This is a genomic window from Acidovorax sp. HDW3, assembly GCF_011303755.1.
Taxonomy (GTDB): domain Bacteria; phylum Pseudomonadota; class Gammaproteobacteria; order Burkholderiales; family Burkholderiaceae_C; genus Paenacidovorax.
Genome location: NZ_CP049885.1, coordinates 171092 through 197100 on the forward strand (window position 1 = coordinate 171092; position 26009 = coordinate 197100).

The following is a 26009-nucleotide window of genomic DNA, read 5'->3' on the forward strand; positions in this document are numbered from 1 at the left end:
GGCGGTGCTCAGGCAGTAGAGCGCGCCGCGCGCCGAAACTGCGCCGGCGCGCTGCCCGTCCAGCTGCGAAAGGCGCGGCTGAAGCTTTTCTCGCTGGCAAAGCCGCAGGACTGGGCAATCTGCTTGAGCGGGCGCTCGGTGCGCTGCAGCAGCTCGGTGGCGCGCGCCAGGCGCGCCTCGTCCTTGAGCGCTTGCAGCGAGCTGCCTTCTTGCTGCAGCTGGCGGTGCAGGCTGCGCGGTGACAGGTGCAGGCGCGTTGCCAGCAGCTGCGCATCTTGCAGCTGCGCCAGCTCGTGCGCCAGCAACTGGCGCACGCGCGCTGCCAGGCGCTGCTCGCGCCGGTAGGGGCGCACCTGCAGCGGCAAGGCGCGCTGCAGCATGTGCGACAGCGCCGCCTCGTCGCGCACCAGGGGCAGGGCCAGCACCTGGGCGTCGAACACCAGCTGCGACTGCGGCGCCGCAAACTGCACCGGGCCCGGAAAGAGCAGCGCATAAACGCTGGCGTGCGCCGGCGCCGCAAAGGCAAACTGCGCCTGCTGCAGCGGCAGCCGCGCATCGACCCACCAGCAGGCCAGGCCCAGCACATTGCGCAGCACCGACACATGGCAGAACTCGCGCAGCCGGCCATCGCCGCCGGGCGGGCGCAGCTCTTGCAGCGTGATGCGCGCCTGCGCGCCGTCGTGCTGGCAATGCAAGGCGATGCTCTCGGTCAGCAGGCCGTGCTGGCGGCACCAGCGCGCCAGCGCCAGGCCCAGGGTGGGGGCGCCGCTGCTGGCACGCGCCAGCAGGCCGTAGCTGCCCCAGGGCAGGCGGCGCTCGAACCAGCCCAGGGCCTCGTCGTCGAGCTCGCGCATGGCGCTGTGGCACAGCAGCTCCATTTGCGCGGCGGTGATGCGCTGGCTGGGGTCGGTGATCGCATCTGGCGCAATTTGTGCCTTTTGCAAGGCGCTGGCAGCACTCAGGCCGCGTGCAGCGTAGGCGGCTACCACGGCTTGCACGAAAGCCATGGGGGTTTCGGCACGCGGCGCGCGCCGGTCAGTGCTCAGGGTGGGCAGGGCGGGGGTGTACATGGCTGGCAATTATTGCAACCTTGCTGGCGCCCTGTGCCGCCGCTGCCCGCGTATGCTGGCGCTTGCTGTTCGTTCGGAGCGACCATGATTTTGCAAACCCAGCTCAACCCCCGTGCCGCCGACTTCCAGGCCAACGCCGCCGCCATGCGGGCGCTGGTCGAGGACTTGCGCGCCCAGGCGGACAAAGTGGCCCAAGGCGGCGGTGAGGCCGCGCGCGCCAAGCATGTGGCACGCGGCAAGCTGCTGCCGCGCGAGCGCGTGGCGCAGCTGCTCGACCCGGGCACGCCGTTTCTTGAAATTGCACCGCTGGCGGCGCTGCACATGTATGGCGACGCCGCCCCCGGCGCGGGCGTGATCGCCGGCATTGGCCGCGTCAGCGGGGTCGATTGCATGGTGGTGTGCAACGACGCCACCGTGAAGGGCGGCACCTACTACCCGATGACGGTGAAGAAGCACCTGCGCGCGCAGGAGATTGCGCAGCAAAACCGCCTGCCTTGCATCTACCTGGTCGATTCCGGCGGCGCCAACCTGCCGAACCAGGACGAGGTCTTTCCCGACCGCGAGCACTTTGGCCGCATCTTCTTCAACCAGGCGAACATGAGCGCGCAGGGCATTGCGCAGATCGCCGTCGTCATGGGCAGCTGCACGGCGGGCGGCGCCTACGTGCCGGCGATGAGCGACGAATCCATCATCGTCAAGAACCAGGGCACGATCTTTCTGGGCGGCCCGCCGCTGGTCAAGGCCGCCACCGGCGAGGAGGTGAGCGCCGAAGACCTGGGCGGCGGCGACGTGCACACGCGCCTCTCGGGCGTGGTCGATCATCTGGCCATCAACGACCCCCACGCCCTGGCCCTGGCGCGCCAGGCCGTTGCCAATTTGAATAAAAACAAGGCTCCAGGGCAGGCAGATCAAGCGTCAGTAGCTCCTCTTTTTGTAGCGGATGAGCTGTATGGCGTGATCCCCACCGACGCGCGCAAGCCGTTTGACGTGCGCGAGATCATTGCCCGCATCGTCGATGGCAGCGTGTTTGACGAGTTCAAGGCGCGCTTTGGCGCCACCTTGGTGTGCGGCTTTGCGCGCATCGAGGGCATGGCCGTGGGCCTCATCGCCAACAACGGCATTTTGTTCAGCGAATCGGCGCAAAAGGGCGCGCACTTCATCGAGCTGTGCTGCCAGCGCAAGATACCGCTGGTGTTTTTGCAGAACATCACCGGCTTCATGGTCGGGCGCAAGTACGAGAACGAGGGCATCGCGCGCCACGGCGCCAAGCTGGTGACGGCGGTGGCGACGGCCAGTGTGCCCAAGTTCACCGTCATCATCGGCGGCAGCTTTGGCGCCGGCAACTACGGCATGTGCGGGCGCGCCTTCAACCCGCGCTTTCTGTGGATGTGGCCGAACGCGCGCATTTCCGTGATGGGCGGTGAGCAGGCCGCCTCGGTGCTGGCCACCGTCAAGCGCGACGGCATCGCGGCCAAGGGTGGGCAGTGGAGCGCGCAGGAGGAGGAAGCCTTCAAGGCCCCCATCCGCCAGCAATACGAGCACCAGGGCCACCCCTACTACGCCACGGCGCGCCTGTGGGACGACGGCATCATCGACCCCGCCGACACGCGCCGCGTGCTGGCGCTGGGCCTGTCGGCCACGCGCAACGCGCCCATCGAGGACACGCGCTTTGGCGTGTTCCGCATGTGAGGGCTGCTGCATGAACGCTCTGAACATTCGCTACGAGGGCGCACGCGCCACCATCACCCTCACCCAGCCCGAGGTGCGCAACGCCTTCAGCGACGCCGTCATCGCCGAGATCACCGCCGCCTTCACCGAGGTCGGCGCGCGCCCCGACGTGCGCGCCGTGGTGCTCGCTGCTGAAGGCCCGGCTTTTTGCGCCGGCGCCAACCTGAACTGGATGCGCCGCATGGCCGACTACACGCGCAGCGAGAACCTGGCAGACGCCGCCAAGCTCGCCCAGATGCTGCGCGTGATCCACGAATGCCCCCAGCCCACCATCGCCCGCGTGCAGGGCGATGTGTACGCCGGCGGCATGGGCCTGGTGGCCGCCTGCGACATGGCCGTCTGCGTGGATACGGCGGGTTTTTGCCTGAGTGAGGTCAAGCTCGGGCTCATCCCCGCCACCATCAGCCCCTACGTCATTCGCGCCATGGGCGCGCGCGCGGCGCAGCGCTATTTTTTAACGGCGGAGCGCTTTGACGCCTTTGAAGCACTGCGCATCGGCTTTGTGCATGAAGTGGTGGCCGCCGACCAGCTCGACGCGCGGGTCGATGTGCTGCTCAAGGCCTTGACAGCCGCCAGCCCCCACGCCGTGCGCGCCTGCAAAAAGCTGGTGCACGACGTGGCCGAGCGCGAGATCGACGCCGGCCTGATCGCCGCCACCGTCGAGGCCATTGCCGACATCCGCGCCAGCGACGAAGGGCGCGAGGGCGTGCAGTCCTTCCTGCAAAAACGCAAGCCCGCCTGGCTGGGATGAACGGCAGCGCCATGGACGCCCTTTGGCTGCAATGCGTGCAATGGCTCCACCGCCTGGGCCTGCACCTGGACGCCGATACGGCCCAATCCGTGGCCGAGGGCGCGGCGCGTGCCACGCAGCAGCTCGACATGCCCAGCCTGCTGGCGCTGGCCGCCGCCCTGGGCTGGGCCAGCGGCGTGCGGCTGTACGCCGTGGTGTTCCTGGTCGGCGCCATGGGGGCGCTGGGCTGGCTGCCGCTGCCAGCGGGCCTGGCCGTGCTGCAGCACCCGGCGGTGCTGCTGGCCAGCGGCTTCATGCTGTGCGTGGAGTTTTTTGCCGACAAGCTGCCCTGGCTCGATTCGCTGTGGGATGGCCTGCACGCCTTCATCCGCGTGCCCGCCGGTGTGGCATTGGCAGCGGGCGTGTTCAGCGCCGACCACGCCAGCATGGCCGTGGTCGCGGGCCTCTTGGGCGGCACGCTCTCGGCCACGGCGCTGGCCACCAAGATGACGGCACGCGCAGCGGCCAACACCTCGCCCGAGCCGTTTTCCAACTGGGGCCTGTCCTTGCTGGAAGACGGCCTGGTGCTCGGCGCCGTCTGGCTGGCCACGCAGCACCCTCTGCTGTTTGGCGTGGCGCTGGTGCTCACGCTGGCGCTGTCGGTGCTGCTCTTGATCGTGCTTTTCAAGTTTCTGCGCGCCGTGCTGCGGCGCGTCGCTTCTGTGTTTTCCGCTTCTGCCAAGGTGGTTTGAATGTTTACCAAAATCCTGATTGCTAACAGGGGCGAGATCGCCTGCCGCGTCGCTGCCACCGCGCGCCGCCTGGGCGTGAAGACCGTCGCCGTGTATTCCGACGCCGACGCCCAGGCCAAGCATGTGGCAGCTTGCGACGAGGCCATCCACATTGGCGGCAGCGCGCCCAAGGACAGCTATCTGCGCTGGGAGCGCATCATCGAAGCGGCCAAGCAGACGGGCGCCCAGGCCATCCACCCCGGTTATGGTTTTTTGAGTGAAAACGAGGACTTTGCCCAGGCCTGCGCTGCGGCTGGGTTGGTGTTCATCGGCCCGCCGGCCAGTGCCATCCAGGCCATGGGCCTCAAGGCCGAGTCCAAGCGCCTGATGGCCAAGGCCGGCGTGCCGCTGGTGCCCGGCTACCAGGGCGAGGACCAGGACCCCGCCCTGCTGCAGCGCGAGGCCGACGCCATTGGCTACCCCGTGCTCATCAAGGCCAGCGCGGGCGGCGGTGGCAAGGGGATGCGGCGGGTGGAGAGAAGCGAAGACTTTGCCGCCGCGCTCGCATCCTGCCAGCGCGAGGCCATCAACAGCTTCGGCAACGACGCCGTGCTGGTCGAAAAATACGTGCTGCGCCCGCGCCACATTGAAATTCAGGTGTTTGGCGACAGCCTAGGCCACTGCGTGTACCTGTTCGAGCGCGACTGCTCCGTGCAGCGGCGCCACCAGAAGGTGCTGGAAGAAGCCCCCGCCCCCGGCATGACCGAAGCCCTGCGCCAAAGAATGGGCGAGGCGGCAGTGGCGGCGGCACAGGCCGTGGGCTATGTCGGCGCGGGCACGGTGGAGTTCATCGTCGAGCAGCCGGGCGGCTACGAGGCGCCCGAGCAGATGAAGTTCTACTTTATGGAGATGAACACGCGCTTGCAGGTGGAGCACCCCGTCACCGAGGCCATCACCGGCCAAGACCTGGTGGAGTGGCAGCTGCGCGTGGCCAGCGGCGAGCCGCTTCCGAAGCGCCAGGACGAACTCCAAATCATCGGCCACGCCATCGAGGCGCGCATCTGCGCCGAGAACCCGGACAACCAGTTTCTGCCCGCCACCGGCCGCCTGGCCGTCTACCGCAAGCCTGCCTGCACCAGCTTTGAACGCGGCGCGGTGCGCTTTGACGACGGCGTGCGCGAGGGCGACGCCATCAGCCCCTTCTACGACAGCATGATCGCCAAGCTCATCGTGCATGGCGAAGACCGTGCGCAGGCGCTGGCGCGGCTCGATGCGGCGCTGGCGCAGACGCACATCGTCGGCCTGGCCAACAACGTGCAGTTTCTGCGCCATGTGGTGCAAAGCCCCTCGTTTGGTAAGGCGCAGCTCGATACGGCGCTGATCGAGCGCGAGCGCGCCGTGCTGTTTGACCAGGACAGGCTGGGCCTGGCGCTGACGGCGGCAGCGGCCATTGCGCAGCAGCTGCAGGCCGAGCGGGCGCAAGAGGGGGCCGACCCCTTCAGCCGCCGCGACGGCTGGCAGTCGCACGGCCTGATGCAGCGGCGCTTTGCCCTGGACTGGGGCGGGCAGCCTTGGCAGGCGCAGCTGCAGTACGGGCGTGCCGGGGCGCTGCAGCTGGCGCTGGCGGACGCCGCAGGTGCGCCCGTGGCCGGTGGGCTGCTCACGGTGCAGGCGCAGGGCGCTGCGCTGCTGCTGACCTTTGCCGGCCAGCGCTGCCTGGTGCAGGTGGACGTGGAGGGCGAGCGCCGCCATGTGTTCACGCCCCAGGGGGCGGGCAGCATAGGGTTGCGCGATCCGCTGGCGCACGCGGGCGAGGCCACCGCCGCCGCCGGCGGCCTGAACGCGCCCATGCCGGGCAAGCTGCTGTCTTTTGCCGTCGAAGTGGGCCAGCATGTGCGCCCCGGCCAGGTGCTGGCGGTGATGGAGGCCATGAAAATGGAGCACAGCATTTGCGCGCCGCAAGAGGGCGTGGTCGCCGAGCTGCTCTACGCCCCGGGCGAGCAGGTGACCGAGGGCGCGCCGCTGCTGCGGCTGGAGTGACCCTCAATCCGGCAGTTGATCGCTTGCAACCTTCAATAACACCTTATGCGCTTTGACATTTTTGGCTCCGGCAGGCTTCACCTATCGGGTGCTTATGTATGCACACATCTTTTGATGGCTCCCATCCGCCTGGTCAAAGGGCGGTTTTTGCTCCCCTCCCCCCTCGCGGGGGAGGGGCTGGGGGAGAGGGGGCGCTGGCAGCACCTTGCCTATTCACCCCTCTCCCCAACCCTCTCCCGCAAGGGGAGAGGGAGTGCAAACCAGCGCCAAACAAGCGTTGTGCGCTATCAAAAAAAGATGTGTGCATACACAAGCCTATCGGGTGAGAGCGCTATGCACCCGCCAGCACCGTGCTGGCCGCGCCATGCTGCGTTGCTCGTCCTTGCGCACAGGAGTGCGCGGCGTCCTCTCGTCTTGCCTGGCACACCCATCACCGCACTGACGGGTGCATCCAACTGCCGGATTTAGGGTGACCGGCCCGCGCACACGCGCTGCGCTGCGGGCGGCACAATCGCTGCTCTTGCGAAAGTCTGTGTGATGTCCCTGTCTTTTCTTCGTCCCCGGCAGGGGGCGGTGCCGCTGTGGCAGCTGGCGCTGGTCTGGTGGTTTTTGTGCAGCCCCGTGCTGTGGATGTGGCCTGGCGGGCGCAGCTTGCTCGATACCGTGGTCTCGGCCCTGCTGCTGGCGCCGGTGTTTTTGTGGCGCCGCGCCGTGCCTTGGGTGGCGGCGCTGCTGGTGCTCATCGGCGCGGCCTACCTGGGGTATTTTTTTGCCGTGCGCAGCGCGCCGGACGAATTTTTCTGGTTCACCTTGCTGGGCTCGAACCCGCAGGAAGCGCTGGAATACGCTGGCTCCTACCGCTGGCAGGCGCTCCTGCAGCTGCTGGCCTGGGCCCTGCCGGCGCTGTGGCTGGTGGGCTGGCTCGCGCGGCGCACGCCCGCGCTGCAGCGGCGCTGGGCGCGGGCGCTGCTCATGGTGCTGGCGCTGCTGTGGCCGCTGTGGGCCGCGGTGGCCGTGACCAAGGGCTACAGCGTGGAGGAGGCGCTGCGCAAGGCCAACCGCATCTATCCCCTGGCCCTGTTTGAAACCCTGGCGCGCCAGCAGACGGCAGCGGCCCAGGTCTTCAAGGTGCCGCCCGTGGCGCCGCCCACGGCGCCGGCGCGCGCCGACCTGATCGTGCTCGTGATTGGCGAGAGCGCCAGCGCCCAGCGCTGGTCGCTGCTGGGCTACGGCGGGCATGACACCAACGCCGCGCTGCGCCCGCTGCCCGGGCTGCAGGTGCTGCCGGTGCTCAGCAATGGCAACAACACCGCGCAAACCGTGCCCCTGCTGCTCAGCGGCCAGGCGCTGGCGCAGCTGCCGGCGCAGGGCCTGGTGACCTACCTCGACTGGGCGCGGGCGGCGGGCTTTCACACCGTCACCCTGAGCAACCAAACCACCTCGGGCACGGCCGAGACGTTCTTCCACGCCGCCTACCGCCAGCGCTCCGCGCAGTACCTGGCGCTGCCTGCCGGCTCTTTTGACGAGGCGCTGACGGCGCCGCTGGCGCAGGCGCTGGCGCAGCACGCGCAGGCGCCGCTGCTGGTCACCGTGCACACCTACGGCAGCCACCCGCGCGTGGCCGGGCGCACGCCGCCAGCGCGCGCGCACTGGGACGACCCCTACGACAACAGCCAGGCCTACACCAGCGAGCTGCTGGCCGAGTGGATCGGCCTGCTGCAGCAGCAGGCGCCAGGGCGGCGATCGCTGCTGCTGTACATCTCCGACCACGGCCTGAACCTGACCGACTGCGGCGGCCAGTACACCCACGGCAGCGCCCCCAGCGCCTACGAAGTGCCGCTGCTGCTGTGGGCCAACCCGGCGTTTGCGCAGGCGCAGCCAGAGTGGATGGCGGCGCTGGCCGCGCACGCCCAGGCCAGCGCCGACGGCCTGCCGCGCTACGACAACCGCGTCTTTCCCGCCACCGTGGCCGATCTGCTGGGCTACCACCTGCCCTACCCGTCGCTGGGGGCGGGGCAACAACCGCCCGAGCCGCAGTTTGCCGGCCAGCCCTACCGCCAGCTGCGCCAGCAGCCCAGCTGCGATCTCTCTATCGTTCCTACTGTTTCTACCGTGAGGCCCTAGCCATGAACCTTCCTGCGCGTGTTCGCATCATTGACGTTGGTCCGCGTGACGGCCTGCAAAACGAAAAACAGCCCGTGCCGACCGAGGTCAAGATCGGCCTGGTGCAGCGCCTGCAAGACGCGGGCCTGGCCGAGATCGAGGCCACCAGCTACGTCAGCCCCAAGTGGGTGCCGCAGATGGCCGACAACCATGCCGTCATGGCCGGCATCGTGCGCCAGCCGGGCGTGCGCTACAGCGTGCTCACGCCCAACCTCCAGGGCTGGGAGGCGGCGGTGCAGGACCGGCCCGACGAGATCGTGGTGTTTGGCGCCGCCAGCGAGGCTTTCAGCCAGAAGAACATCAACTGCAGCATTGCCGAGAGCATCGAGCGCTTTGCCCCCGTGGTGGCGGCGGCGCGCGCCGCTGGCGTGGCCGTGCGCGGCGCCATGAGCTGCACCGTGGGCTGCCCCTACGAGGGCGACATTGCCCCGCAGCAGGTGGCCTACCTGGCGGGCTTGATGAAGGGCATTGGCGTTGAGCGCGTGGACGTGGCCGACACCATCGGCGTGGGCACGCCGCGCAAGGTGCAGCGCGCCCTGGAGGCGGCACTCACGCACTACGGCATCGACCAGGTCAGCGGCCATTTCCACGACACCTACGGCCAGGCCCTGACCAACACCCTGGCGGCGCTGCAGCTGGGGGTGTGGAACTTTCAGGCCAGCGTCGCCGGCCTGGGCGGCTGCCCCTACGCCAAGGGCGCGACGGGCAACGTGGCGACCGAGGACGTGGTCTTCATGCTGCACGGCATGGGCATAGACACCGGCATCTCTCTCGACCGGCTGGTGGACGCGGGGGCGTACATCAGCGACTTCCTGGGCCGCCCGGTGCAGTCGCGCGCGGGCCTGGCGCTGCTGCGCAAACGGGCGGGGTGAGCGCCATGGACGCTATTGAAATGCTAGCTGCTCGCGCTTGCCAGATAAGCGCTGCAGGCCAATTTGACCCCAAAGACGGCAGCGCTGTGCCCTCGCCCTGCATTGATATTTGTCGCCTGGCCCCGGACCGCAGCCACTGCGAGGGCTGCCTGCGCAGCCTCGACGACATCCGCGCCTGGGGCCAGGCCGACGCCGAGCAGCGCCGCGCCATCTGGCGCCGGCTGCTGCAGCGCGCCGGCATCGCCACGCCGCAGGGGCTGGCATGAAAACCATCACCTGCTACCTCGACTTCGTCTCGCCCTACGCCTGGCTGGCGTTTGCGCAGCTGCCCGAGCAGCTCGCTGGCCTGAGCTACCGCGTGCAGTACCGCCCGGTGCTGCTGGGCGCGCTGCTGAACGCGCACGCCAACCCCGGCCCCGCCGGCATCGCCCCCAAGCGCGACTGGACGTACCGCCACGTGCGCTGGCTCGGCCAGTACCTGGGCTGCGGCCTGGAGATGCCGGCTGCGCACCCCTTCGACCCGCTGCCGCTGTTGCGCCTGGCGCTCGAATGCAGCGCAGACGGCAGCATCAACCGCTTCACCGCCGACGCTGTGCTGCGCCACGTCTGGCACGGCGGCGCCGACGCCCTGGCGCCCGAGCGCCTGGCGCAGCTGCGCCAGCAGCTGCAGGCGCAGCTGCGCAGCGATGCGGCGCAGGCCAAGGTGCTGCTGCGCAGCAACACCGAGGCGGCGCAGCAGCGCGGCGTTTTTGGCGTGCCCACCTTCGAGGTCGATGGGCAATTGTTCTGGGGCCTGGACAGCCTGCCCATGCTGCGCGCCTATCTCGTTGGCGACAGCCCGGCGCCATCGCCTGCAAGCGTGGCGCAAGCCGCGCCGGGTTGAATGCCCGCCCATGCCCAACGCCTTTAATTTCTCTGCCTCGCCCTTCGATTGCCTGGACGCCGAGGAGCAGGCGCTGGTGCGCGCCAGCGTTGACATTGCCTACTACCCCGAGGGCGCGGTGGTGCTCGACGTGGGCGACGCGCCGGCGCACCTGTTCGTCATCATCAAGGGCTACGTCACGCAGACCGAGGGCGAGGACATGCTCGCCACCTACGGCCCGGACGATTGTTTTGATGGCCGGGGGCTGGTCGCCGGGCGCGTGAGCAGCCGCTTTACGGTGGCCGAGGAGCTGGTGACCTACCAGCTCGCGCGCGCCACGGTGCAGGAGCTGATCGCGCGCAACCGCAACTTTGGCGCGCTGCTGTTTGCCGACCTGGGGCACAAGCTCAGCACCCTGGCGCAGCGCGCCGAGCAGCACGAGATGCAGTCGCTTTTGATGGCGCGCGTCGATCAGGCCTACCTGCGCCCGGCGCACCGCGTGCACGCGGCGGCCGACATCGTCTCGGTGGCGCGGCTGTTTCAGCAAGAGCGCACTACCAGCGTGCTGGTCGAGGGCCTGCCTGGCGCCGAGGGTGGGCTGGGGATTTTTACCGCCACCTCGTTGCAGCGCGCCATCCTCGATGGGCGTTCGCTCTCGACCCTGGCCGTGGGCGAGCTCGCCAGCCACCCGGTCGTCACCGTGCGCGCCAGCGCCACCATGGGCGATGCCATGGCGCTGCTCTTGCGCGCGCGCGTGCACCGCCTGGTGGTGCTGGACGACGCCGGGCGCGTGCTCGGGCTGCTGCGCGCGCTCGACCTGTTCAGCTTCGTTGCCAACCAGTCGCATTTGATCTCGGTGCAGATCGAGCAGGCGCGCGACCTGGACATGCTGGCGCAGGCGGCGGCGCAGGTCACGCGCCTGGTGGGTGTGCTGCACCGGGGCGGCACGCGCATTGCCCTCATGGCGCAGCTGGTGCAGCAGCTCAACGCGCGCCTGTTCGAGCGCGCCTGGCAGATGATCGCGCCGCCCGAGCTGCAGGCGCACAGTTGCCTGTTCGTCATGGGCAGCGAGGGGCGCGGCGAGCAGCTTTTGAAAACCGACCAGGACAACGGCCTGCTGCTGCGCGACGGCTACACCCCGCCGTCTGACCTGCAGGCCATCTGCGAGCGCTTTTCTGACGCCCTGGCGCGCTTTGGCTACCCCGAGTGCAAGGGCGGCATCATGCTGCGCAACCCCGAGTGGCGCGGCAGCGTCAGCGACTGGAGCGAGCGCGTGCGCGACTGGTTCCTGCAGCCCCAGGGCGACAGCTTGATGCACCTGGCCATCTTTTTGGATGCCCATGCCGTCGCCGGCGATGCGCGCCTGCTGGCCGAGGTGCGCCAGCGCCTGCTGCAGCTCGCCGGCGACAGCGACGCCCTGGTGGCGCGCTTTGCCCTGGCGATCGACGCCTTCGGCAGCCCCGCGCCCTGGTGGAACCGCCTGCTGGGCCTGGGCGGCGAGGGGCCCATGAACCTGAAGAAGGCCGGCATCTTCCCCATCGTGCACGGCGTGCGCAGCCTGGCACTGGCGCGGCGCGTGCGCGCCACCGGCACGGCCGAGCGCATCAGCGCCCTGGTGGCCGACAGTCAGCTCGACGAAAACCTGGGCCAGGAGCTGCTGCAGGGGCTGCACTTTTTGATGGGCCTGCGCCTGCAGGCCGGGCTGGCGGAGCTGCAGCTCGGGCGTGAGGTGACGGGCAACGTCGATCCGGCGCGGCTGTCGAGCCTGGAGCGCGATTTGCTCAAAGACGCCTTGCAGGCCGTCAAACGCTTCAAGGCCTACCTGCACCAGCGCCTGCGGCTGGACGCGGTATGAGCCGCCGCGCCACGCGCCCCCTGCCGCCGTGGTGGCAGCAGCTGCGCCGCTGGTGGTTGCTGTACCACCTGGGCGAGCCGGAGTTCGCCTTCATGTTCGAGCCGCCGCCGCCGGGCGAATGGGTGGCGCTCGATTGTGAAACCACGGGCCTGAACCCGCGCAGCGACGAGATCATCTCCATCGGCGCGGTGCGCATCGTGGGCGAGCGCATTCTGACCAGCGAGCGCCTGGAGCTGCTCATTCGCCCCGAGCGCAGCGTGTCTGCCGAGAGCGTGCGCATCCACCGCCTGCGCAGCAAAGACCTCGAAGGCGGCCTGCCGCGCGACGAGGCCATGCGCCGGCTGATGCACTTCATTGGCAGCCGCCCGCTGGTGGGCTACTACCTGGAGTTTGACCTGGCGATGATCAACCGCGCTGTCTGGCCGCTGCTGGGCATGGGCCTGCCGCAGCCGCGCATCGAGGTGTCGGCGCTGTACCACGACCTGCAGTTCCAGCGCCTGCCGCCGTACCAGCAGCAGGGCAATGCCGACATCGACCTGCGCTTTGACACCATCATGCGCACCCTGGGCCTGCCCCAGCGCGATGCGCATGACGCGCTCAACGACGCCGTCATGGCGGCCATGGCCTTCATCAAGCTGCGCCGCCTTCAGTCGGGCAGCGCCAGGTAAGCCGGCCCCCCGAGCGGCGCAGCGCTGGCGTGGCACCCCTGCGGTGCGCGCGTGCCAGCCGCGCTACCCTGGGCGCGGCCGTGCTGCGCTGCATGGGGCGCTGTGCCCGTGAGGTGGAACACAGCCACGGCTTGGACCAAATCGCGCGCCTGTTGGCTCAGACTGCCCGCAGCGGCAGCCATTTCTTCGACCAGGGCCGCGTTTTGCTGCGTGGCCTGGTCCATCTGCGTCACGGCCTCGCCCACCTGGGCCACGCCCGCGCTTTGCTCGCGGCTGGCAGCGCTGATCTCGCCCATGATGTCCGTCACGCGGCGGATGCTGGCTACTACCTCGTCCATGGTGCTGCCGGCGTTATCGACGAGCTGCGTGCCCTGCTGCACCTGGGCGCTGCTGTCGTGGATCAGCAGCTTGATCTCCTTGGCCGCTTCGGCGCTGCGCTGCGCCAGCTGGCGCACCTCGCTGGCCACCACGGCAAAGCCCCGGCCTTGCTCACCGGCGCGGGCGGCTTCGACGGCGGCGTTGAGCGCCAGGATGTTGGTCTGAAAGGCAATGCCGTCGATGACGCCGATGATGTCGGCAATGCGCTGGCTGGCGCTGCTGATGCCGCGCATGGTGTCCACCACCTGCGCCACCACCGCGCCGCCCTGGGTGGCCACCTGGCTGGCGCTTTGCGCCAGGGCGTTGGCCTGCTGGGCGTTGTCGGCGTTGTGGCGCACGGTGGAGCTGAGCTGCTCCATCGACGCAGCAGTTTCTTCCAGTGCGCTCGCCTGGCTCTCGGTGCGGGCCGACAAGTCGTGATTGCCCTGGGCGATTTGTCCGCTGGCGCTGGCCACGGCCTCGCTGCTGCCGCGCACGCTGGCGACCACCTGCGCCAGCGCGTCGCGCATGGCACGCATCTGCGCCAGCAGGCTGTGCCCGTCGCCGGCGGCGGTCTGGATGGTGACCGCCAGGTTGCCCGCCGCAATCTCGGCGGCGATGTGGCTGGCGTAGGCCGGCTCGCCGCCCAAGGCACGGGTGATGGAGCGGGTAATCAGCCAGGTCGTTCCCACCCCCAGCACGAGCACGACAAAGGCCAGCACCAGCATCAGCGTGCCGGTGCGTGCGGCCTGTTCCTGCGCCTGTTGCGTGGCCAGCGCCATGACGCGTTTTTGCAGCGCAATCAAGCTGTCCAGGGTTTGGAAGTACTCGGCCATGACGATGCGGGTTTCGCCAAACAGCACCTTGGCGGCGGCCTCATCCTCGTTGCGCAGGCCCAAGGCGGCGGCCTTGTCCACCGATTCGGCATAGCGCTGGCGCAATCCGTGGATTTTGTCGAGCAGCTGGCGGTTTTCGGGGTGCTGCAGCAGCTTGTCGAGCGACTGCATCACGGTGGCGTTGCGCTCGCGGGCGCTGGTGATGCGCTGCATCTGCTCTTGCATCTCGGCTGCGTCGTGCAACAGCAGCACGTTGCGCACGCTGCGCGCCACTTCGTTGAGGTTGTCCTTGACCTGGCTGGCGAGCTCGACCTTGACCATCTCTTGCTCGCTCAGCTGCTGCAGCTGGCGGCCAATGGTCTGCAATTCCAGGCGCCCCAGGATGGCGACGACCAGGCCGAGCACGATGACCAGCGCAAAACCCAGCCCAAGACGGGTGGCCACCTTCATGGCTGAAAAGTTCATGATAGGCACTCCTGCAGCGAAGGATGGCGGCCCAGCGTCGGTGTGCATGGGTGGGCCGCTGTGGTGTGTGAACCAACGTGCAACCCTTGTGGGTGCAGCGCCAGAGGGCCTGCGGGCCATGCAGCGCAAAGGCGCTGCGCTGCCCCCAGCCGGGGGCGGTAGTGTGTGGTGTGCGGCGCGCACTGCACGCTGCTGCCGTTGCCAGCCGGGGGCGCAGGTTGCAGGGGGGCCGCCGTGCGATCTGGGCAAGTGCTGCGCCACGATAGCGGGAAGATGCCGTGCGGCGAAAGCGGGGATGAATCCTCTATTCAAGCGCAAAAAAATCACCCATGATGCGGGTGTTACATGCCGCCACAGTTTTGTGGGCTTGAGCATCCGCCATCGGCCGGCTCTGACACACTGCAATGGCCTGCACCATGACCCCTCTTTCGCGCACGCGCTCTTTGCATTGGCTGCTGTGGCAGGCCATTGCCCTGGCCTGCCTGCCGATTTTGTTGCTGACGTTTCTTGACTACCGGGAGCAGCGCCAGGAGGCCTTGCGTGCGCTCGATGGGGAGGTGGGCAGCACCTTGCTGGCGGCCCGCCTTGGGCAGGAGGCATCGCTGCGCAGCTTGCAGCAAACCTTTGAAATCATGGCGCGCTCGGACAATCTGCGCAACCTCGATCCGCAGGACTGCTCGGGCCTGGCGCAGCGCCTGCTGCGCTCCATGCCCGATTTTTCCGATCTTGGTGCTGCCCGCCCGGACGGCCGTCTGTGGTGTAGCGCCCAAGAGGCTGGCCCCGATGCCGATGGGCCGCCCACGGTGAATGTGCAGGGCTGGTTTCGCGATGCCCTCAGCGGTAGCGGCATGACGGCCGGTGAAGTCATTACCGACAGCGTGCGCGGCCCGCAGCTGGTGTTTGGCTACCCGGTGCGCAGCCGCACGGGCCAGTTGCAGGCTGTGCTGTACGCCGCCATGGCGCCGTCGCGTTTTGCGCAGCTGATGGTGCGTTTGGAGCTGCCTGCGGGCTGGAATGCTTTTTTGCTCGGCGCCGACGCAAAGATGCTGTCGTACTGGCCCGAAGGCAGCGCCCCCGCACAGCCGGATGCAGCCACCGTGGCGGCCTTCCAGGCGGCGCTGGCGCAGGGGCGCAGCACGGTGGAGTTGCGCGGTTTTGATGGCCACCTGCGTATGTACGGTGTGAGCCGGACCGGTTCGAGCAAAACGCCGCTGCTGGTGGCCGTGGGCGCTCCGCTGACGCGCACCATAGAGCGCATCGAGCAGGCTTTTGTGCTGCGCGTGGCGGTGCTGCTGGCGCTGGCCTTGCTGTCCATGCTGGCTGCCAGGTACTGGGTGTATGGCTTGGTCGATGCCTGGGCCCGGCGTGCCACACAGACGCTGCAGGCGCTCGCTGGTGGGGAGTTGGCCGCGCGCATGAGCGCCGCATCGCCCGTGCGTGAACTGGCCATGGTGGAGGAGGGCATCAACACCATGGCGGCGCAGCTGCAGCAGCGCCGGCGTGAGTTGCTGCAGCTCTCCAGCGCCGTGCAGCAAAGCCCGGTGGCCATGCTCATCACCGATGCCCAGGAGCGCATCGAGTACGTGAACCCGGCGTTTGAGCGCCTCACGGGCTACACCCATGCCGAGGTGCTGGGGCGGCACCCGGACTTGCTCAACGCCGGCACCACCGCCCCCGAGGTCTATGTGCAGATGCAGGCGCAACTGCGCAATGGTCAGCCCTGGAGTGGCGAGTTCCAGAGCCGGCGCAAAGATGGCCAGCTGTACCAAGAGAAGGTGACGATTGCGCCGCTGCGCGCCGAGGGGGCGGCGGTGACGCATTACACCGCCGTGATCGAAGACGTTACCGCCCAGCGCCAGGTCGAGGCCCAAATCGAGCGCCTGGCGTACTACGACGCCTTGACCGGCCTGCACAACCGGGCCTGGATGCACCAGCACATGGGCCAGCTCCTGCAACCGCCGCCGGCGCAGTGCACGGCGGCGCTGCTGCTGTTCGACGTCGATCGCTTCAAGCAGGTGAACGACACCTGGGGCCACGCTGCCGGCGACGCCTTGCTGCGCTGTCTGGCGCAGCGGCTCCAAGGCCTGGCCAGCGCCCAGGCGGGTTTGGCGCGCATGGGCAGCAACACGTTTGCTTTGCTCGAACCGCAACTGGGCGCAGACCCCGTCAGTACCGCAGCGGCGGCGCAGCGCCTGGCAACCGAGGTGGTTCAGTCGCTGGTGCAGCCGGTGACGCTTGACGAGGAGCAGCAGCTTTACGTCAGCGTCAGCGGCGGCGCAACGCTGCTGTGTGGCACGGCGCGCACGGCGGCGCAGTTGCTTAAACAAGCCGAGGTGGCGCTGTACCGCGCCGAGGCTGCTGGCGGTGGTATGGCGCTGCTGTTTGATGCCGCCATGCAGGCCCAGGTCGATGAGCGCGCCACGCTGGAGATGGGTTTGCGCCAGGCGCTCGATCAGCAAAGCCTGGTGCTGCACTACCAGGCCCAGGTCGATGCGCAAGGCGGTATCAAGGGCGCTGAGGTGCTGCTGCGCTGGCCGCAAGGGCCGCAGGGCCAGCCGGTGTCGCCGGCGCAGTTCATACCGCTGGCCGAGGATACGGGGCTGATCGTGCCCCTGGGTCTGTGGGTGCTCGACGGCGCTTGCGCCCAGCTCGCGCGCTGGCAGGCGCAGCCGCAGACGGCGCAGCTGACCCTGTCGGTGAACGTGAGTGCGCGCCAGTTTCACCAGAGCGATTTTGCGGCCCAGGTGGCCGCCGCCCTGGCGCGCCACCAGGTGCAGCCCAGCGGCCTGGTGCTGGAGCTGACGGAAAGCGCCATCCTCGGTGGCTTGGAGGCAACGGCAGCGCGTATGCACGCGCTGCGCGCTCTGGGCCTGCGTTTTGCGCTTGATGATTTCGGTACCGGCTATTCATCGCTGTCGTACCTGCAGCAGCTGCCGTTCGATGAGCTCAAAATCGATCAGTCGTTTACCCGCGCCATGCTGCAAGACCCGGCCAGCAGCGCCATCGTGCGCGCCATTTTGATGATGTGTCGTGCCCTGGGGCTGACGGTGGTGGCCGAGGGGGTGGAGACGGCGGCGCACCATGAATTTTTGCTGCGCCACGACTGCCACGGTTATCAGGGCTACTGGTTTGGCCGCCCGCTGGCGCTGCCTGACTGGGAGCGCCAGCATTTGGCGGCCTCACAGGCCGTGGGCGCTCAGGCGTAGCTGCGCGCGTCCTCGATCACTTTGCCGTCGTTGGGCAGGCAGCCGGGGGGCAGCATTTCGACCTCGGCGCGCAGGCCGGTGATGTCGCGCACGGCTTCTTGCAGCAAGGCAGCCAGGCCGGCGGCAGTCTCGCGCGTTTCCACCTGCAGCAGCAGCTGGTCGCTGGCCATGGCGCCACTGACCACCAGGCGCGCGCGCTGCACCTGCGGAAAGCGCTGCACCAGCGCCGCCACCTGCGCCGGCTGCACAAACATGCCGCGCACCTTGGTGGTCTGGTCGGCGCGGCCCATCCAGCCCTGGATGCGGGTGTTGCTGCGCCCGGTGGGGCAGGGGCCGGGCAGCGTGGCCGAGAGGTCGCCGGTGCCAAAGCGAATGAGCGGGTAGGCGGGGTTGAAGCTGGTGACCACGACCTCGCCGACCTCGCCCTCGGCCACGGGCTCACCGCTGCCCGGGCGCACGATCTCGACCAGGATGTCCTCGGCCAGCACCAGGCCGGCGCGGGCGCTGGTTTCGTAGGCGATCAGGCCCAGGTCGGCGCTGGCGTAGCACTGGTAGGCGGTGATGCCGCGCTCGGCCAGCCAGTCGCGCAGCGAGGGCGGGAAGGCTTCGGCCGAGAGCAGGGCCTTGCGCAGGCTGGGCAGGGCCAAGCCCATGTCCTGCGCCTTTTCGATGATGATTTTGAGAAAGCTCGGCGTGCCGATGTAGCCCGCCGGCTGCAGCTGCGCCATGGCCTGCACCTGCTGCTCGGTCTGGCCTGTGCCGCCGGGGAACACGGTGCAGCCCAGGGCCTGGGCGCCCGCCTCCATCATGGCGCCGGCGGGCACGAAGTGGTAGGAAAAGCAGTTGTGCGCCAGCTCGCCGGTGCGAAAGCCGGCGGCGTAGAGCGCGCGCGCCATGCGCCAGTGGTCGGCGCCGCAGCCCTGGGGCTCGTAGATCGGGCCGGGGCTGGAGAAGACGCGCGGCATGTCCGGTCCCCAGCGGCGGGTGGCAAAGCCGCCCAGCGGGTCTTGCGCGCGCAGCGCCTGCTGGCGCTCGAGCAGCTCGTGCTTGCGCGTGACCGGTAGCTGCGCCAGCGCGGCGCGGCTGGTGATGCTGCGCGCATCGACCCCGGCCAGGATGTGGGCAAAGGCGCTGCTGGCCTGCTGCGCCTGGGCGATGTGGCCGGGCAGTGCGGCCAGCAGAGCGGCCTCGCGTTCGGCGGCGGGGCGGGTTTCCAGCGCGTCGTAGTACATGCTCATGCCAGGGGCTCCTTTGCGGGTTTTGTATGAAATATGGCTCTAGCGCTTGTATAGCAAGCGCGAGAAGCTATTAATTTGATAGTAATCAAGCCAGCCAGCGTTTGCGCCGTTTGTAGCTTTTGACGTCCTTGAAGCTCTTTCTCTCGCCGCTGCCCATGCCGAGGTAGAACTCCTTCACGTCCTCGTTGCTGGCCAGCTCCTGCGCGGCGCCGTCCATGACGATGCGCCCGCTTTCCATGATGTAGCCGTAGTCGGCGTACTTGAGCGCCATGTGGGTGTTTTGCTCGGCCAGGATGAAGGTGGTTTTTTCCTTCTGGTTCAGGTCTTGCACGATGTTGAAGACTTCTTCGACGATCTGCGGCGCCAGGCCCATGGAGGGTTCGTCGAGCAGCACGATGCTGGGGTTGCACATGAGCGCGCGGCCAATGGCGCACATCTGCTGCTCGCCGCCCGAGGTGTAGGCCGCCTGGCTGGTGCGGCGCGTTTTCAGGCGCGGGAAGTAGCTGTAGACCTTCTCCAGGTTGGCGGCGATCTCGCCCTTGTCGCGCCGGGTGTAGCTGCCGGTCATGAGGTTTTCTTCGATGGTCAGGTGGGCAAAGCAGTGGCGCCCTTCCATCACCTGCACCACGCCGCGCTGCACCAGATCGGCGGGCGAGAGGTTTTCGATGCGCTCGCCGCGCAGCGCGATGCTGCCCTTGGTGACGGCGCCGCGCTCGGCCTTGAGCAGGTTGGAGATGGCGCGCAGCGTGGTCGTCTTGCCGGCGCCGTTGCCGCCGAGCAGGGCGACGATGCGGCCCTCGGGCACGTTCAGCGAGACGCCTTTGAGCACCAGGATGACGTGGTTGTAGATGACCTCGATGCCGTTGACGTTGAGAACGATGGGCGGGCTGTCCATGGCGGGCCTTTGGGTGCAAGAGGGTGGGGGAACGGGGAGGGGCGCCGGGGTGCGGCCCCCTCCCGGGGGCGCTGGCGCTTTAGCTTTGGCAATCGGCCGCGTCGCGGCGCTGCATCTTCTTGTCGGCCAGGTATTTCTCGGCCCCGGACTTCACCAGGGGCTTGAGGATTTGCTCGTCGGCCTGGTACCAGTCACTGTCCATCTTCCAGTTCTTGCCGTCCCAGGTTTGCACGCGGGCCCAGGTGGAGCCCATGTGGTCGGTGCAGCTGGTCGAGATGGGGCGCATGACGTCGTTGAAGCCCAGGGCGTCGAGTTTTTTCTGGTCCAGCGCCAGGTTCTCCAGCCCCCAGCGCACCTGCTCGCCGGTCATGACCTTGCCCTTGCCAAAGCGCTCTTGCGCGCGGCGCACGGCCTCCACGCTCAGCATCTGGATGATGACGCCGCGCGTGTACAGCACCGAGCCGACTTCGTCCTTGGTACCCGTGCCCTGGCCCTTGTCGTGCACGAGCTTGAGGATGTCCTGCATCACCTTGGACTGCGTGCCGTGGCCGTTGAGCGCCAGGGCGTGGTAGCCCTTGGCGCCGTCGCCGACGTCGCGCACGTCCGGCTCGGCGCCGGCCCACCAGACGCCGTACATCTTCTCGCGCGGGTAGCCCGTGGCCTGGGCTTCCTTCAGGGCGGTGGAGTTCATCACGCCCCAGCCCCACAGCATCACGTAGTCCGGACGGTCTTTGCGCACCTGCAGCCAGGTGGCTTTTTGCTCCACGCCGGGGGCCGTCACGGGCAGCAGTTGCAGCTCAAAGCCGTGCATCTTGGCGCGCTCTTGCAGGAGCGGGATGGGCTCCTTGCCAAAGGGGCTGTCGTGGTAGACCAGGGTGATTTTCTTGCCCTTGAGTTTGTCCAGGCCGCCGGCGCTCTTGCCAATGTGCTGGATCAGGATGTCGGCGCCCGTCCAGTAGCTGCCCATGAGCGGGAAGTTCCACTTGAAGGCCATGCCGTCCTGCGAAATCGACAGGCCGTAGCCCAGGGTCATGAGCGGGATTTTGTCTACAGGGGCTTTTTCCGTCAGGGCGAAGGTGATGCCGGTCGATTGCGGGTCGAACAGCGCCACGCCCGGGCGGCTCTTGAGGCGTTCGTAGCACTCCACGCCGCGATCGGTGAGGTAGCCCGTCTCGCACTCCTCGAACGTGAGCTTGACGCCGTTCACGCCGCCGTCGCGGGCGTTGATCATCTTGATGTAGTCCTGCTTGCCATTGGCCCAGGGCGTGCCGTTGGGGGCGTAGGGGCCGGTGCGGTAGGACAGCAGCGGGAAGAACTGCTCCTTGGCCTGCGCCAGGGCCTGGGTGGTCATGCCCGTACCCGCCAGGGCGAGGCTGGCGGCCAGCACGATCTTGGAAAGCTTCATGGTTGTCTCCTAGTGAAATTAGAGGGAAGCAGCAGGGGGAATCAATGCGGGAAGGGCCAGACGCGCAGCTTTTGCTTGCCCGTGGCCCAGAGCTTGGCCAGGCCGTGCGGCTCGACGATGAGGAACCAGACGATGAGCGCGCCGAAGATCATCAGCTCGGCGTGTGACAGGCCGGCGGTGGAAATCTCTACCCCGAACAGCCCCAGGAAAGCGGGCAGGAACAGGTTGAGGAAAATGGGCAGCACGACGATGAAGGCGGCGCCAAAAAAGCCCCCCATGATCGAGCCCAGGCCGCCGATGATGACCATGAACAGCAGCTTGAACGAGATCTCGACCGAGAACGCTGCCGGCTCCCAGGCCCCCAGGTGCACAAAGGCCCACAGTGCCCCGGCCATGCCGACGATGAAGCTGCTGACGGCAAAGGCCGAGAGCTTGGCGTACATCGGGCGGATGCCGATGACGGCGGCGGCCACGTCCATGTCGCGGATGGCCATCCACTCGCGGCCGACGGCGCCGCGCACCAGATTTTTGGCCAGCAGCGCCACCACCACCAGCAGGCCCAGGCAGAACAGGTATTTGCTCATGGCGCTCTCGATCGGCAGGCCCAGCAGCTGCAGGCCGTTGACCGAGACGGAGCCGGAGTCGGAGTTGTTGGTGAACCACTTGATGCGCAGGAACATCCAGTCGGAGAAAAACTGCGCCGCCAGCGTCGCCACCGCCAGGTACAGGCCCTTGACGCGCAGGCTCGGCAGGCCGAACAGGATGCCGAAGAAGGTGGCGCACAGCCCGCCCAGGATGAGCGCTGGAATGAGCGGCATACCCGGAAAGCGCACGAAGAAGTTGAACGCGCCGTAGGCCCCCACGGCCATGAAGGCGCCCGAGCCGAGCGAGATCTGGCCGCAGTAGCCCACCAGGATGTTCACGCCCAGGGCCGCCATGGACATGATGACCAGCGGGATCAGAATGGCGCGGTACAGGTAGTCGGATGCCAGCAGCGGCACGCCGATGAAGGCCACGGCCAGCAGCACCAGCATGGCGATGCGATCCTGGGCGATGGGGAAGATTTGCTGGTCGGCGCGGTAGGTGGTCTTGAACTGGCCGTTTTCTCTGTAGAACATGGTCGGTTCCTCTCTTACACGCGATCAATGATCTTCTCTCCGAACAGCCCTTGGGGCCGGAAGAGAAGGAAGACAAGCGCCAGCACGTAGGCAAACCAGATTTCGATGCCGCCGCCGACGAACGGACCCAGGTACACCTCGGAGAGCTTTTCGCCCACGCCGATGATGAGGCCGCCGATGATGGCGCCGGGCACCGACGTGAGGCCGCCGAGGATGACCACCGGCAGCGCGCGCAGCGCCACCGTGGTGAGCGAGAACTGCACGCCCAGCTTGGAGCCCCAGATCATGCCGGCCACCAGGGCGACGACGCCGGCAACGCACCAGACGATGACCCAGATGCGGTTGAGCGGGATGCCGATGGATTGCGCCGCCTGGTGGTCGTCGGCGACGGCGCGCAGCGCCCGGCCGGTGCCGGTTTTTTGGAAAAACAGGCTCAGCAGCAGCACCAGCGCAGCGGCAATGGCGGCGGCAATCACGTCTTCCTTGTTCACCAGCACGCCGCCCTCGAACAGGGATTCGAACAGGAACATCGGGTCTTTGGGCATACCGATGTCGATCTTGTAGATGTCGCTGCCAAACAGCGTCTGGCCCAAGCCTTCGAGGAAGTAGGTGATGCCCAGCGTGGCCATGAGCAGCGTGGCGCCTTCCTGGTTGACGAGGTGGCGCAGCACCAGACGCTCGATCAACCAGGCGCAGACGAACATGATGGCGCCGGCAATGGCAAAAGCAGCCAGGTTGATGAGCACCATGTTGTCTATGCCCGTCCACTGCGGCAGCCATTCGGCAAAGCGCGCCATGGCCAGGGCGGCGAACAGCACCATGGCACCTTGCGCAAAGTTGAACACGCCCGAGGCTTTGAAGATCAGCACAAAGCCCAGGGCCACGAGCGAATACAACATGCCGGCCATGAGGCCGCCGATGAGGGTTTCAAGAAAAAATGCCATGGCGGTGTGCTTTCAGTGGCTGGTGCCGAGGTAGGCACGGATCACGTCTTCGTTGGCGTGGACTTCGGCTGGCGCGCCGTCGCCAATTTTTTTGCCGTAGTCGAGCACGACCACGCGGTCGGAGATGTCCATGACCACGCCCATGTCGTGCTCGATGAGCACGATGGTGGTGCCGAACTCGTCGTTCACGTCGAGGATGAAGCGGCACATGTCCTGCTTTTCCTCGACGTTCATGCCGGCCATGGGCTCGTCGAGCAGCAGCACCTGTGGCTCCATGGCGAGCGCCCGGCCCAGATCGACGCGCTTTTGCAGGCCGTAGGGCAGCTGGCCCACCGGGGTCTTGCGGTACGCCTGGATTTCCAGGAAATCGATGATGTGCTCGACCTTCTCGCGGTGCTGGATTTCTTCGCGCTCGGCTGGGCCCAGGCGCAGCGCCTGCCAGAACAGGTTGCTCTTGATCTTCAGGTTGCGCCCGGTCATGAGGTTGTCGATCACGCTCATGCCCTTGAACAGCGCCAGGTTCTGGAAGGTGCGCGCCACGCCCATCTCGGCCACCTGGCGGCTGTTCATGTGGGCAAAGGTCTGGCCCCGGAAGGTGATCGAGCCCTCCGACGGGGTGTAGACGCCGTTGATGCAGTTGAGCATCGACGATTTGCCGGCGCCGTTGGGGCCGATGATGGAGCGGATCTCGTGCTCGCGCACGTTGAACGAGATGTCCGTCAGTGCCTTCACCCCGCCAAAGCGCAGGCTGATGTTTTGCACGTCCAGGATCACGTCGCCTATGGGTCTGGCTGCCATGGTGGGGCTGCTCCTTACGCGGTTGCCGGGTGGGTTTGGGCGTCGATGATGGCCAGCGTGGCGCTGACGCTGCCGCTGCGTCCGTCCTCGAACTTGACCTGGGTTTCGATGAACTGCTCGCGCTTGCCGCTGTACAGGGCATCGACCAGCACGTCGTACTTTTGGGCGATGAAGCCCCGGCGCACCTTGCGCGTGCGCGTGAGCTCGTCGTCGTCGGGGTCGAGCTCTTTGTGCAGCACCAGAAAGCGCGCGATCTGCGTCTGTTCCATGCCTTCTTCGCGCGCCAGGTCGGCGTTGACCTGGGCGACGCAGTCGGCGATCAGGTCGAGCACTTTTTGTTTCGACGCCAGATCCACGTAGCCGGCGTAGGGCAGGTTCTGGCGCTCGGCCCAGTTGCCCACGGCCTCGAAGTCGATGTTGACGAAGGCGCAGACGGAGTCCTTGTCGTGGCCAAAGCACACGGCTTCCTTGATGTGCGAGAAGAACTTGAGCTTGTTCTCGATGTAGTTGGGTGCAAACATGGCGCCGCTGGCGAGCTGGCCCACGTCTTTGGCGCGGTCGATGATGCGCAGCTGGCCCTGGGTGTCGATGACGCCGGCGTCGCCGGTGTGAAACCACCCTTCGGCGTCGATGACCTCGGCCGTGGCCTCGGGGCGCTGGTAGTACTCCTTGAGCACGGAGACGCCACGCACCAGCACCTCGCCATTGGGCGCGAGCTTGAGCTCTATGCCCGGCGCCGCCTGGCCGACGCTGGTGAGGTTGACCTGGCCGTCGCGCTGCAGGCAAACATAGGCGCAGGTTTCGGTCTGGCCGTAGAACTGCTTGAGGTTGATGCCGATGGAGCGGAAGAATTTGAACAAATCCGGCCCGATGGCCGCGCCGGCGGTGTAAGCCACGCGGATGCGCGACAGCCCCATGGCGTTGCGCAGCGGGCCGTAGATCAGCAGGTCGCCCAGGCGGTAGCGCAGCCTGTCCCACAGGCCCACGGGCTTGCCGTCGAGGATGTCGGCGCCGACGCGCCGCGCCAGTGTCATGCAGCGCTCGTACAGGCGGCGCTTGACGGGGGCGGCATCCTCCATGCGGATGGAGATCGAGGTCAACATGCCCTCGAATACGCGCGGCGGCGCGAAGTAGTAGGTCGGGCCGACCTCGCGCATGTCGATGGCGACGGTGCTCGCCGACTCCGGGCAGTGGATGGTGAAGCCCGCCACCAGCCACTGCGCGAGCGAGAACAGGTGGTCGCCCACCCAGGCTGGCGGCAGGTAGGACAGGATGCTGTCGTCCGGCCCCAGGCGATCGACCTCGATGGCGCCGCGTGCGGCGCCGATGAAGCTCTCGTGCGTCTGGCAAACCCCCTTGGGCTTGCCCGTGGTGCCCGAGGTGTAGAGGATGACGGAGACGTCCCCCGGCTGCACGGCAGCGAGCATGGCCTCCCAGGCGCCCGGGTGGGCCTTGTCCCAGGCGGCGCCGTCGGCCAGCAGCTGCGCCATGCTGTGCAGGCCGGGCTGGTCGTAATTGCGCAGGCCACGCGGGTCGTCGTAGATGATGTGGCTCAGGCCCGGCACGCTGTTGCGCACTTCGAGCAGTTTGTCTACCTGTTCCTGGTTTTCAGCCAGGGCGATGCGGATATGTGCGTCTTCGATCACAAAGCCCATCTCGGCGGCCACGGCGTCCTGGTACATCGGCACCGGAACGGCGCCCAGGGCCTGCGCAGCGACAAAGCCCAGATACAGGTGCGGGCGGTTGTCACCAATCAAGGCCAGGTTCTGGCCGCGCGCCAGACCCAGCGCGACCAGGCCGCAGGCCATGTGGCGCACGGTGTTGGCCGCTTCTTGCCAGCTGCGGGTTTGCCAGATGCCAAATTCTTTCTCGCGCAGCGCCGGCGCTTGCGGGCGGTGTGCGGCGTGCTGCAGCAGCAGGTGCGGAAAGGTGGTGCTCATGCGCGCTCGTCCTGTGAAGGGCCCCAGGCGTTGGGGAATGGGTGCCATGGTAGGAAGGACTTTGACGCTGGTATGTCCTCGTAACGAC

20 protein-coding genes are annotated in these 26009 nt (G+C 67.6%); 11 read left to right on the forward strand and 9 right to left on the reverse strand.

What is annotated here, in order from left to right:
* Window positions 1-8 precede the first annotated feature (8 nt).
* Window positions 9-1070: an AraC family transcriptional regulator gene (locus G7045_RS00740; protein ID WP_240919245.1), complete on the reverse strand. Its 1062-nt coding sequence runs from the start codon at window positions 1068-1070 to the stop codon at window positions 9-11.
* 84 nt (window positions 1071-1154) lie between these two features.
* Between G7045_RS00740 and G7045_RS00745 the strand changes: the two genes are divergently transcribed.
* The 10 genes from G7045_RS00745 to G7045_RS00790 all read left to right on the forward strand — a co-directional run bounded on the left by G7045_RS00745 (window position 1155) and on the right by G7045_RS00790 (window position 12719).
* Complete coding sequence (locus tag G7045_RS00745; protein WP_166155921.1) at window positions 1155-2759, forward strand: carboxyl transferase domain-containing protein; 1605 nt, start codon at window positions 1155-1157, stop codon at window positions 2757-2759.
* A gap of 10 nt (window positions 2760-2769) precedes the next feature.
* The gene (locus tag G7045_RS00750) at window positions 2770-3549 is read left to right on the forward strand and encodes an enoyl-CoA hydratase/isomerase family protein (protein WP_166155924.1); all 780 of its coding nucleotides are present in this window, start codon (window positions 2770-2772) and stop codon (window positions 3547-3549) included.
* Window positions 3550-3560: 11 nt separating this feature from the next.
* Window positions 3561-4280 (forward strand): DUF4126 domain-containing protein, encoded by a 720-nt coding sequence (locus G7045_RS00755; protein ID WP_166155927.1) that lies wholly within the window; start codon window positions 3561-3563, stop codon window positions 4278-4280.
* Entirely contained in the window at window positions 4281-6299 is a 2019-nt protein-coding gene (locus G7045_RS00760) for an acetyl/propionyl/methylcrotonyl-CoA carboxylase subunit alpha (RefSeq protein ID WP_166155930.1), read from the forward strand.
* A gap of 537 nt (window positions 6300-6836) precedes the next feature.
* On the forward strand, window positions 6837-8423 hold the full coding sequence (locus G7045_RS00765) for a sulfatase-like hydrolase/transferase (RefSeq protein ID WP_166155933.1): 1587 nt from the start codon (window positions 6837-6839) through the stop codon (window positions 8421-8423).
* Window positions 8424-8425: 2 nt separating this feature from the next.
* On the forward strand, window positions 8426-9334 hold the full coding sequence (locus tag G7045_RS00770; protein ID WP_166155936.1) for a hydroxymethylglutaryl-CoA lyase: 909 nt from the start codon (window positions 8426-8428) through the stop codon (window positions 9332-9334).
* 5 nt (window positions 9335-9339) lie between these two features.
* On the forward strand, window positions 9340-9600 hold the full coding sequence (locus tag G7045_RS00775) for a DUF1289 domain-containing protein (protein WP_166155939.1): 261 nt from the start codon (window positions 9340-9342) through the stop codon (window positions 9598-9600).
* Window positions 9597-10217, forward strand: coding sequence for a 2-hydroxychromene-2-carboxylate isomerase (locus G7045_RS00780; protein ID WP_166155943.1), 621 nt, complete (start codon window positions 9597-9599; stop codon window positions 10215-10217). Before G7045_RS00775 ends, G7045_RS00780 begins: the two co-directional genes overlap by 4 nt.
* A 10-nt stretch (window positions 10218-10227) precedes the next feature.
* Entirely contained in the window at window positions 10228-12051 is a 1824-nt protein-coding gene (locus G7045_RS00785; RefSeq protein WP_166155946.1) for a DUF294 nucleotidyltransferase-like domain-containing protein, read from the forward strand.
* A complete protein-coding gene (locus tag G7045_RS00790; protein ID WP_166155949.1) occupies window positions 12048-12719 on the forward strand; it encodes a 3'-5' exonuclease in 672 nt (223 codons plus the stop codon). The genes G7045_RS00785 and G7045_RS00790 overlap by 4 nt, the downstream gene beginning before the upstream one ends.
* On the opposite strand, the gene G7045_RS14815 is transcribed toward G7045_RS00790, so the two are convergent.
* Complete coding sequence (locus G7045_RS14815; protein WP_304503235.1) at window positions 12698-14377, reverse strand: methyl-accepting chemotaxis protein; 1680 nt, start codon at window positions 14375-14377, stop codon at window positions 12698-12700. The two genes, G7045_RS00790 and G7045_RS14815, sit on opposite strands and share 22 nt — an antisense overlap.
* 416 nt (window positions 14378-14793) lie before the next feature.
* Here G7045_RS14815 and G7045_RS00800 point away from each other — a divergent pair, with 416 nt between their 5' ends.
* Window positions 14794-17583 carry an EAL domain-containing protein gene (locus G7045_RS00800; protein ID WP_166155952.1) on the forward strand — a complete coding sequence of 930 codons (2790 nt, stop codon included), beginning with the start codon at window positions 14794-14796 and terminating at the stop codon, window positions 17581-17583.
* On the opposite strand, the gene G7045_RS00805 is transcribed toward G7045_RS00800, so the two are convergent.
* From G7045_RS00805 to G7045_RS00835, 7 genes are all read right to left on the reverse strand, one after another.
* Window positions 17574-18821, reverse strand: coding sequence for a phenylacetate--CoA ligase family protein (locus G7045_RS00805; protein ID WP_166155955.1), 1248 nt, complete (start codon window positions 18819-18821; stop codon window positions 17574-17576). The two genes, G7045_RS00800 and G7045_RS00805, sit on opposite strands and share 10 nt — an antisense overlap.
* 85 nt (window positions 18822-18906) lie before the next feature.
* Window positions 18907-19716 (reverse strand): ABC transporter ATP-binding protein, encoded by an 810-nt coding sequence (locus tag G7045_RS00810; RefSeq protein WP_166155958.1) that lies wholly within the window; start codon window positions 19714-19716, stop codon window positions 18907-18909.
* Window positions 19717-19795: 79 nt separating this feature from the next.
* The gene (locus tag G7045_RS00815; RefSeq protein ID WP_166155961.1) at window positions 19796-21121 is read right to left on the reverse strand and encodes an ABC transporter substrate-binding protein; all 1326 of its coding nucleotides are present in this window, start codon (window positions 21119-21121) and stop codon (window positions 19796-19798) included.
* A 41-nt stretch (window positions 21122-21162) separates the two neighbouring features.
* Window positions 21163-22239 (reverse strand): branched-chain amino acid ABC transporter permease, encoded by a 1077-nt coding sequence (locus G7045_RS00820; protein WP_166155964.1) that lies wholly within the window; start codon window positions 22237-22239, stop codon window positions 21163-21165.
* Window positions 22240-22253: 14 nt separating this feature from the next.
* A complete protein-coding gene (locus G7045_RS00825; protein ID WP_166155967.1) occupies window positions 22254-23183 on the reverse strand; it encodes a branched-chain amino acid ABC transporter permease in 930 nt (309 codons plus the stop codon).
* A gap of 12 nt (window positions 23184-23195) precedes the next feature.
* Window positions 23196-23981 carry an ABC transporter ATP-binding protein gene (locus tag G7045_RS00830; RefSeq protein ID WP_166155970.1) on the reverse strand — a complete coding sequence of 262 codons (786 nt, stop codon included), beginning with the start codon at window positions 23979-23981 and terminating at the stop codon, window positions 23196-23198.
* Between the two features lie 14 nt (window positions 23982-23995).
* The gene (locus G7045_RS00835) at window positions 23996-25921 is read right to left on the reverse strand and encodes a long-chain fatty acid--CoA ligase (protein ID WP_166155973.1); all 1926 of its coding nucleotides are present in this window, start codon (window positions 25919-25921) and stop codon (window positions 23996-23998) included.
* Between the last annotated feature and the right edge of the window lie 88 nt (window positions 25922-26009).

Bases quoted from the DNA above. Each gene is read 5' to 3' on its own strand.
- G7045_RS00745 (WP_166155921.1), top strand. From the start codon at position 1,155: ATGATTTTGCAAACCCAGCTCAACCCCCGTGCCGCCGACTTCCAGGCC.
- G7045_RS00790 (WP_166155949.1), top strand. From the start codon at position 12,048: ATGAGCCGCCGCGCCACGCGCCCCCTGCCGCCGTGGTGGCAGCAGCTG.
- G7045_RS14815 (WP_304503235.1), bottom strand. From the start codon at position 14,377: ATGAACTTTTCAGCCATGAAGGTGGCCACCCGTCTTGGGCTGGGTTTT.
- G7045_RS00825 (WP_166155967.1), bottom strand. From the start codon at position 23,183: ATGGCATTTTTTCTTGAAACCCTCATCGGCGGCCTCATGGCCGGCATG.
- G7045_RS00785 (WP_166155946.1), top strand. From the start codon at position 10,228: ATGCCCAACGCCTTTAATTTCTCTGCCTCGCCCTTCGATTGCCTGGAC.
- G7045_RS00820 (WP_166155964.1), bottom strand. From the start codon at position 22,239: ATGTTCTACAGAGAAAACGGCCAGTTCAAGACCACCTACCGCGCCGAC.
- G7045_RS00775 (WP_166155939.1), top strand. From the start codon at position 9,340: ATGGACGCTATTGAAATGCTAGCTGCTCGCGCTTGCCAGATAAGCGCT.
- G7045_RS00835 (WP_166155973.1), bottom strand. From the start codon at position 25,921: ATGAGCACCACCTTTCCGCACCTGCTGCTGCAGCACGCCGCACACCGC.
- G7045_RS00830 (WP_166155970.1), bottom strand. From the start codon at position 23,981: ATGGCAGCCAGACCCATAGGCGACGTGATCCTGGACGTGCAAAACATC.
- G7045_RS00810 (WP_166155958.1), bottom strand. From the start codon at position 19,716: ATGGACAGCCCGCCCATCGTTCTCAACGTCAACGGCATCGAGGTCATC.
- G7045_RS00770 (WP_166155936.1), top strand. From the start codon at position 8,426: ATGAACCTTCCTGCGCGTGTTCGCATCATTGACGTTGGTCCGCGTGAC.
- G7045_RS00750 (WP_166155924.1), top strand. From the start codon at position 2,770: ATGAACGCTCTGAACATTCGCTACGAGGGCGCACGCGCCACCATCACC.
- G7045_RS00800 (WP_166155952.1), top strand. From the start codon at position 14,794: ATGACCCCTCTTTCGCGCACGCGCTCTTTGCATTGGCTGCTGTGGCAG.
- G7045_RS00740 (WP_240919245.1), bottom strand. From the start codon at position 1,070: ATGTACACCCCCGCCCTGCCCACCCTGAGCACTGACCGGCGCGCGCCG.
- G7045_RS00755 (WP_166155927.1), top strand. From the start codon at position 3,561: ATGGACGCCCTTTGGCTGCAATGCGTGCAATGGCTCCACCGCCTGGGC.
- G7045_RS00780 (WP_166155943.1), top strand. From the start codon at position 9,597: ATGAAAACCATCACCTGCTACCTCGACTTCGTCTCGCCCTACGCCTGG.
- G7045_RS00760 (WP_166155930.1), top strand. From the start codon at position 4,281: ATGTTTACCAAAATCCTGATTGCTAACAGGGGCGAGATCGCCTGCCGC.
- G7045_RS00805 (WP_166155955.1), bottom strand. From the start codon at position 18,821: ATGAGCATGTACTACGACGCGCTGGAAACCCGCCCCGCCGCCGAACGC.
- G7045_RS00765 (WP_166155933.1), top strand. From the start codon at position 6,837: ATGTCCCTGTCTTTTCTTCGTCCCCGGCAGGGGGCGGTGCCGCTGTGG.
- G7045_RS00815 (WP_166155961.1), bottom strand. From the start codon at position 21,121: ATGAAGCTTTCCAAGATCGTGCTGGCCGCCAGCCTCGCCCTGGCGGGT.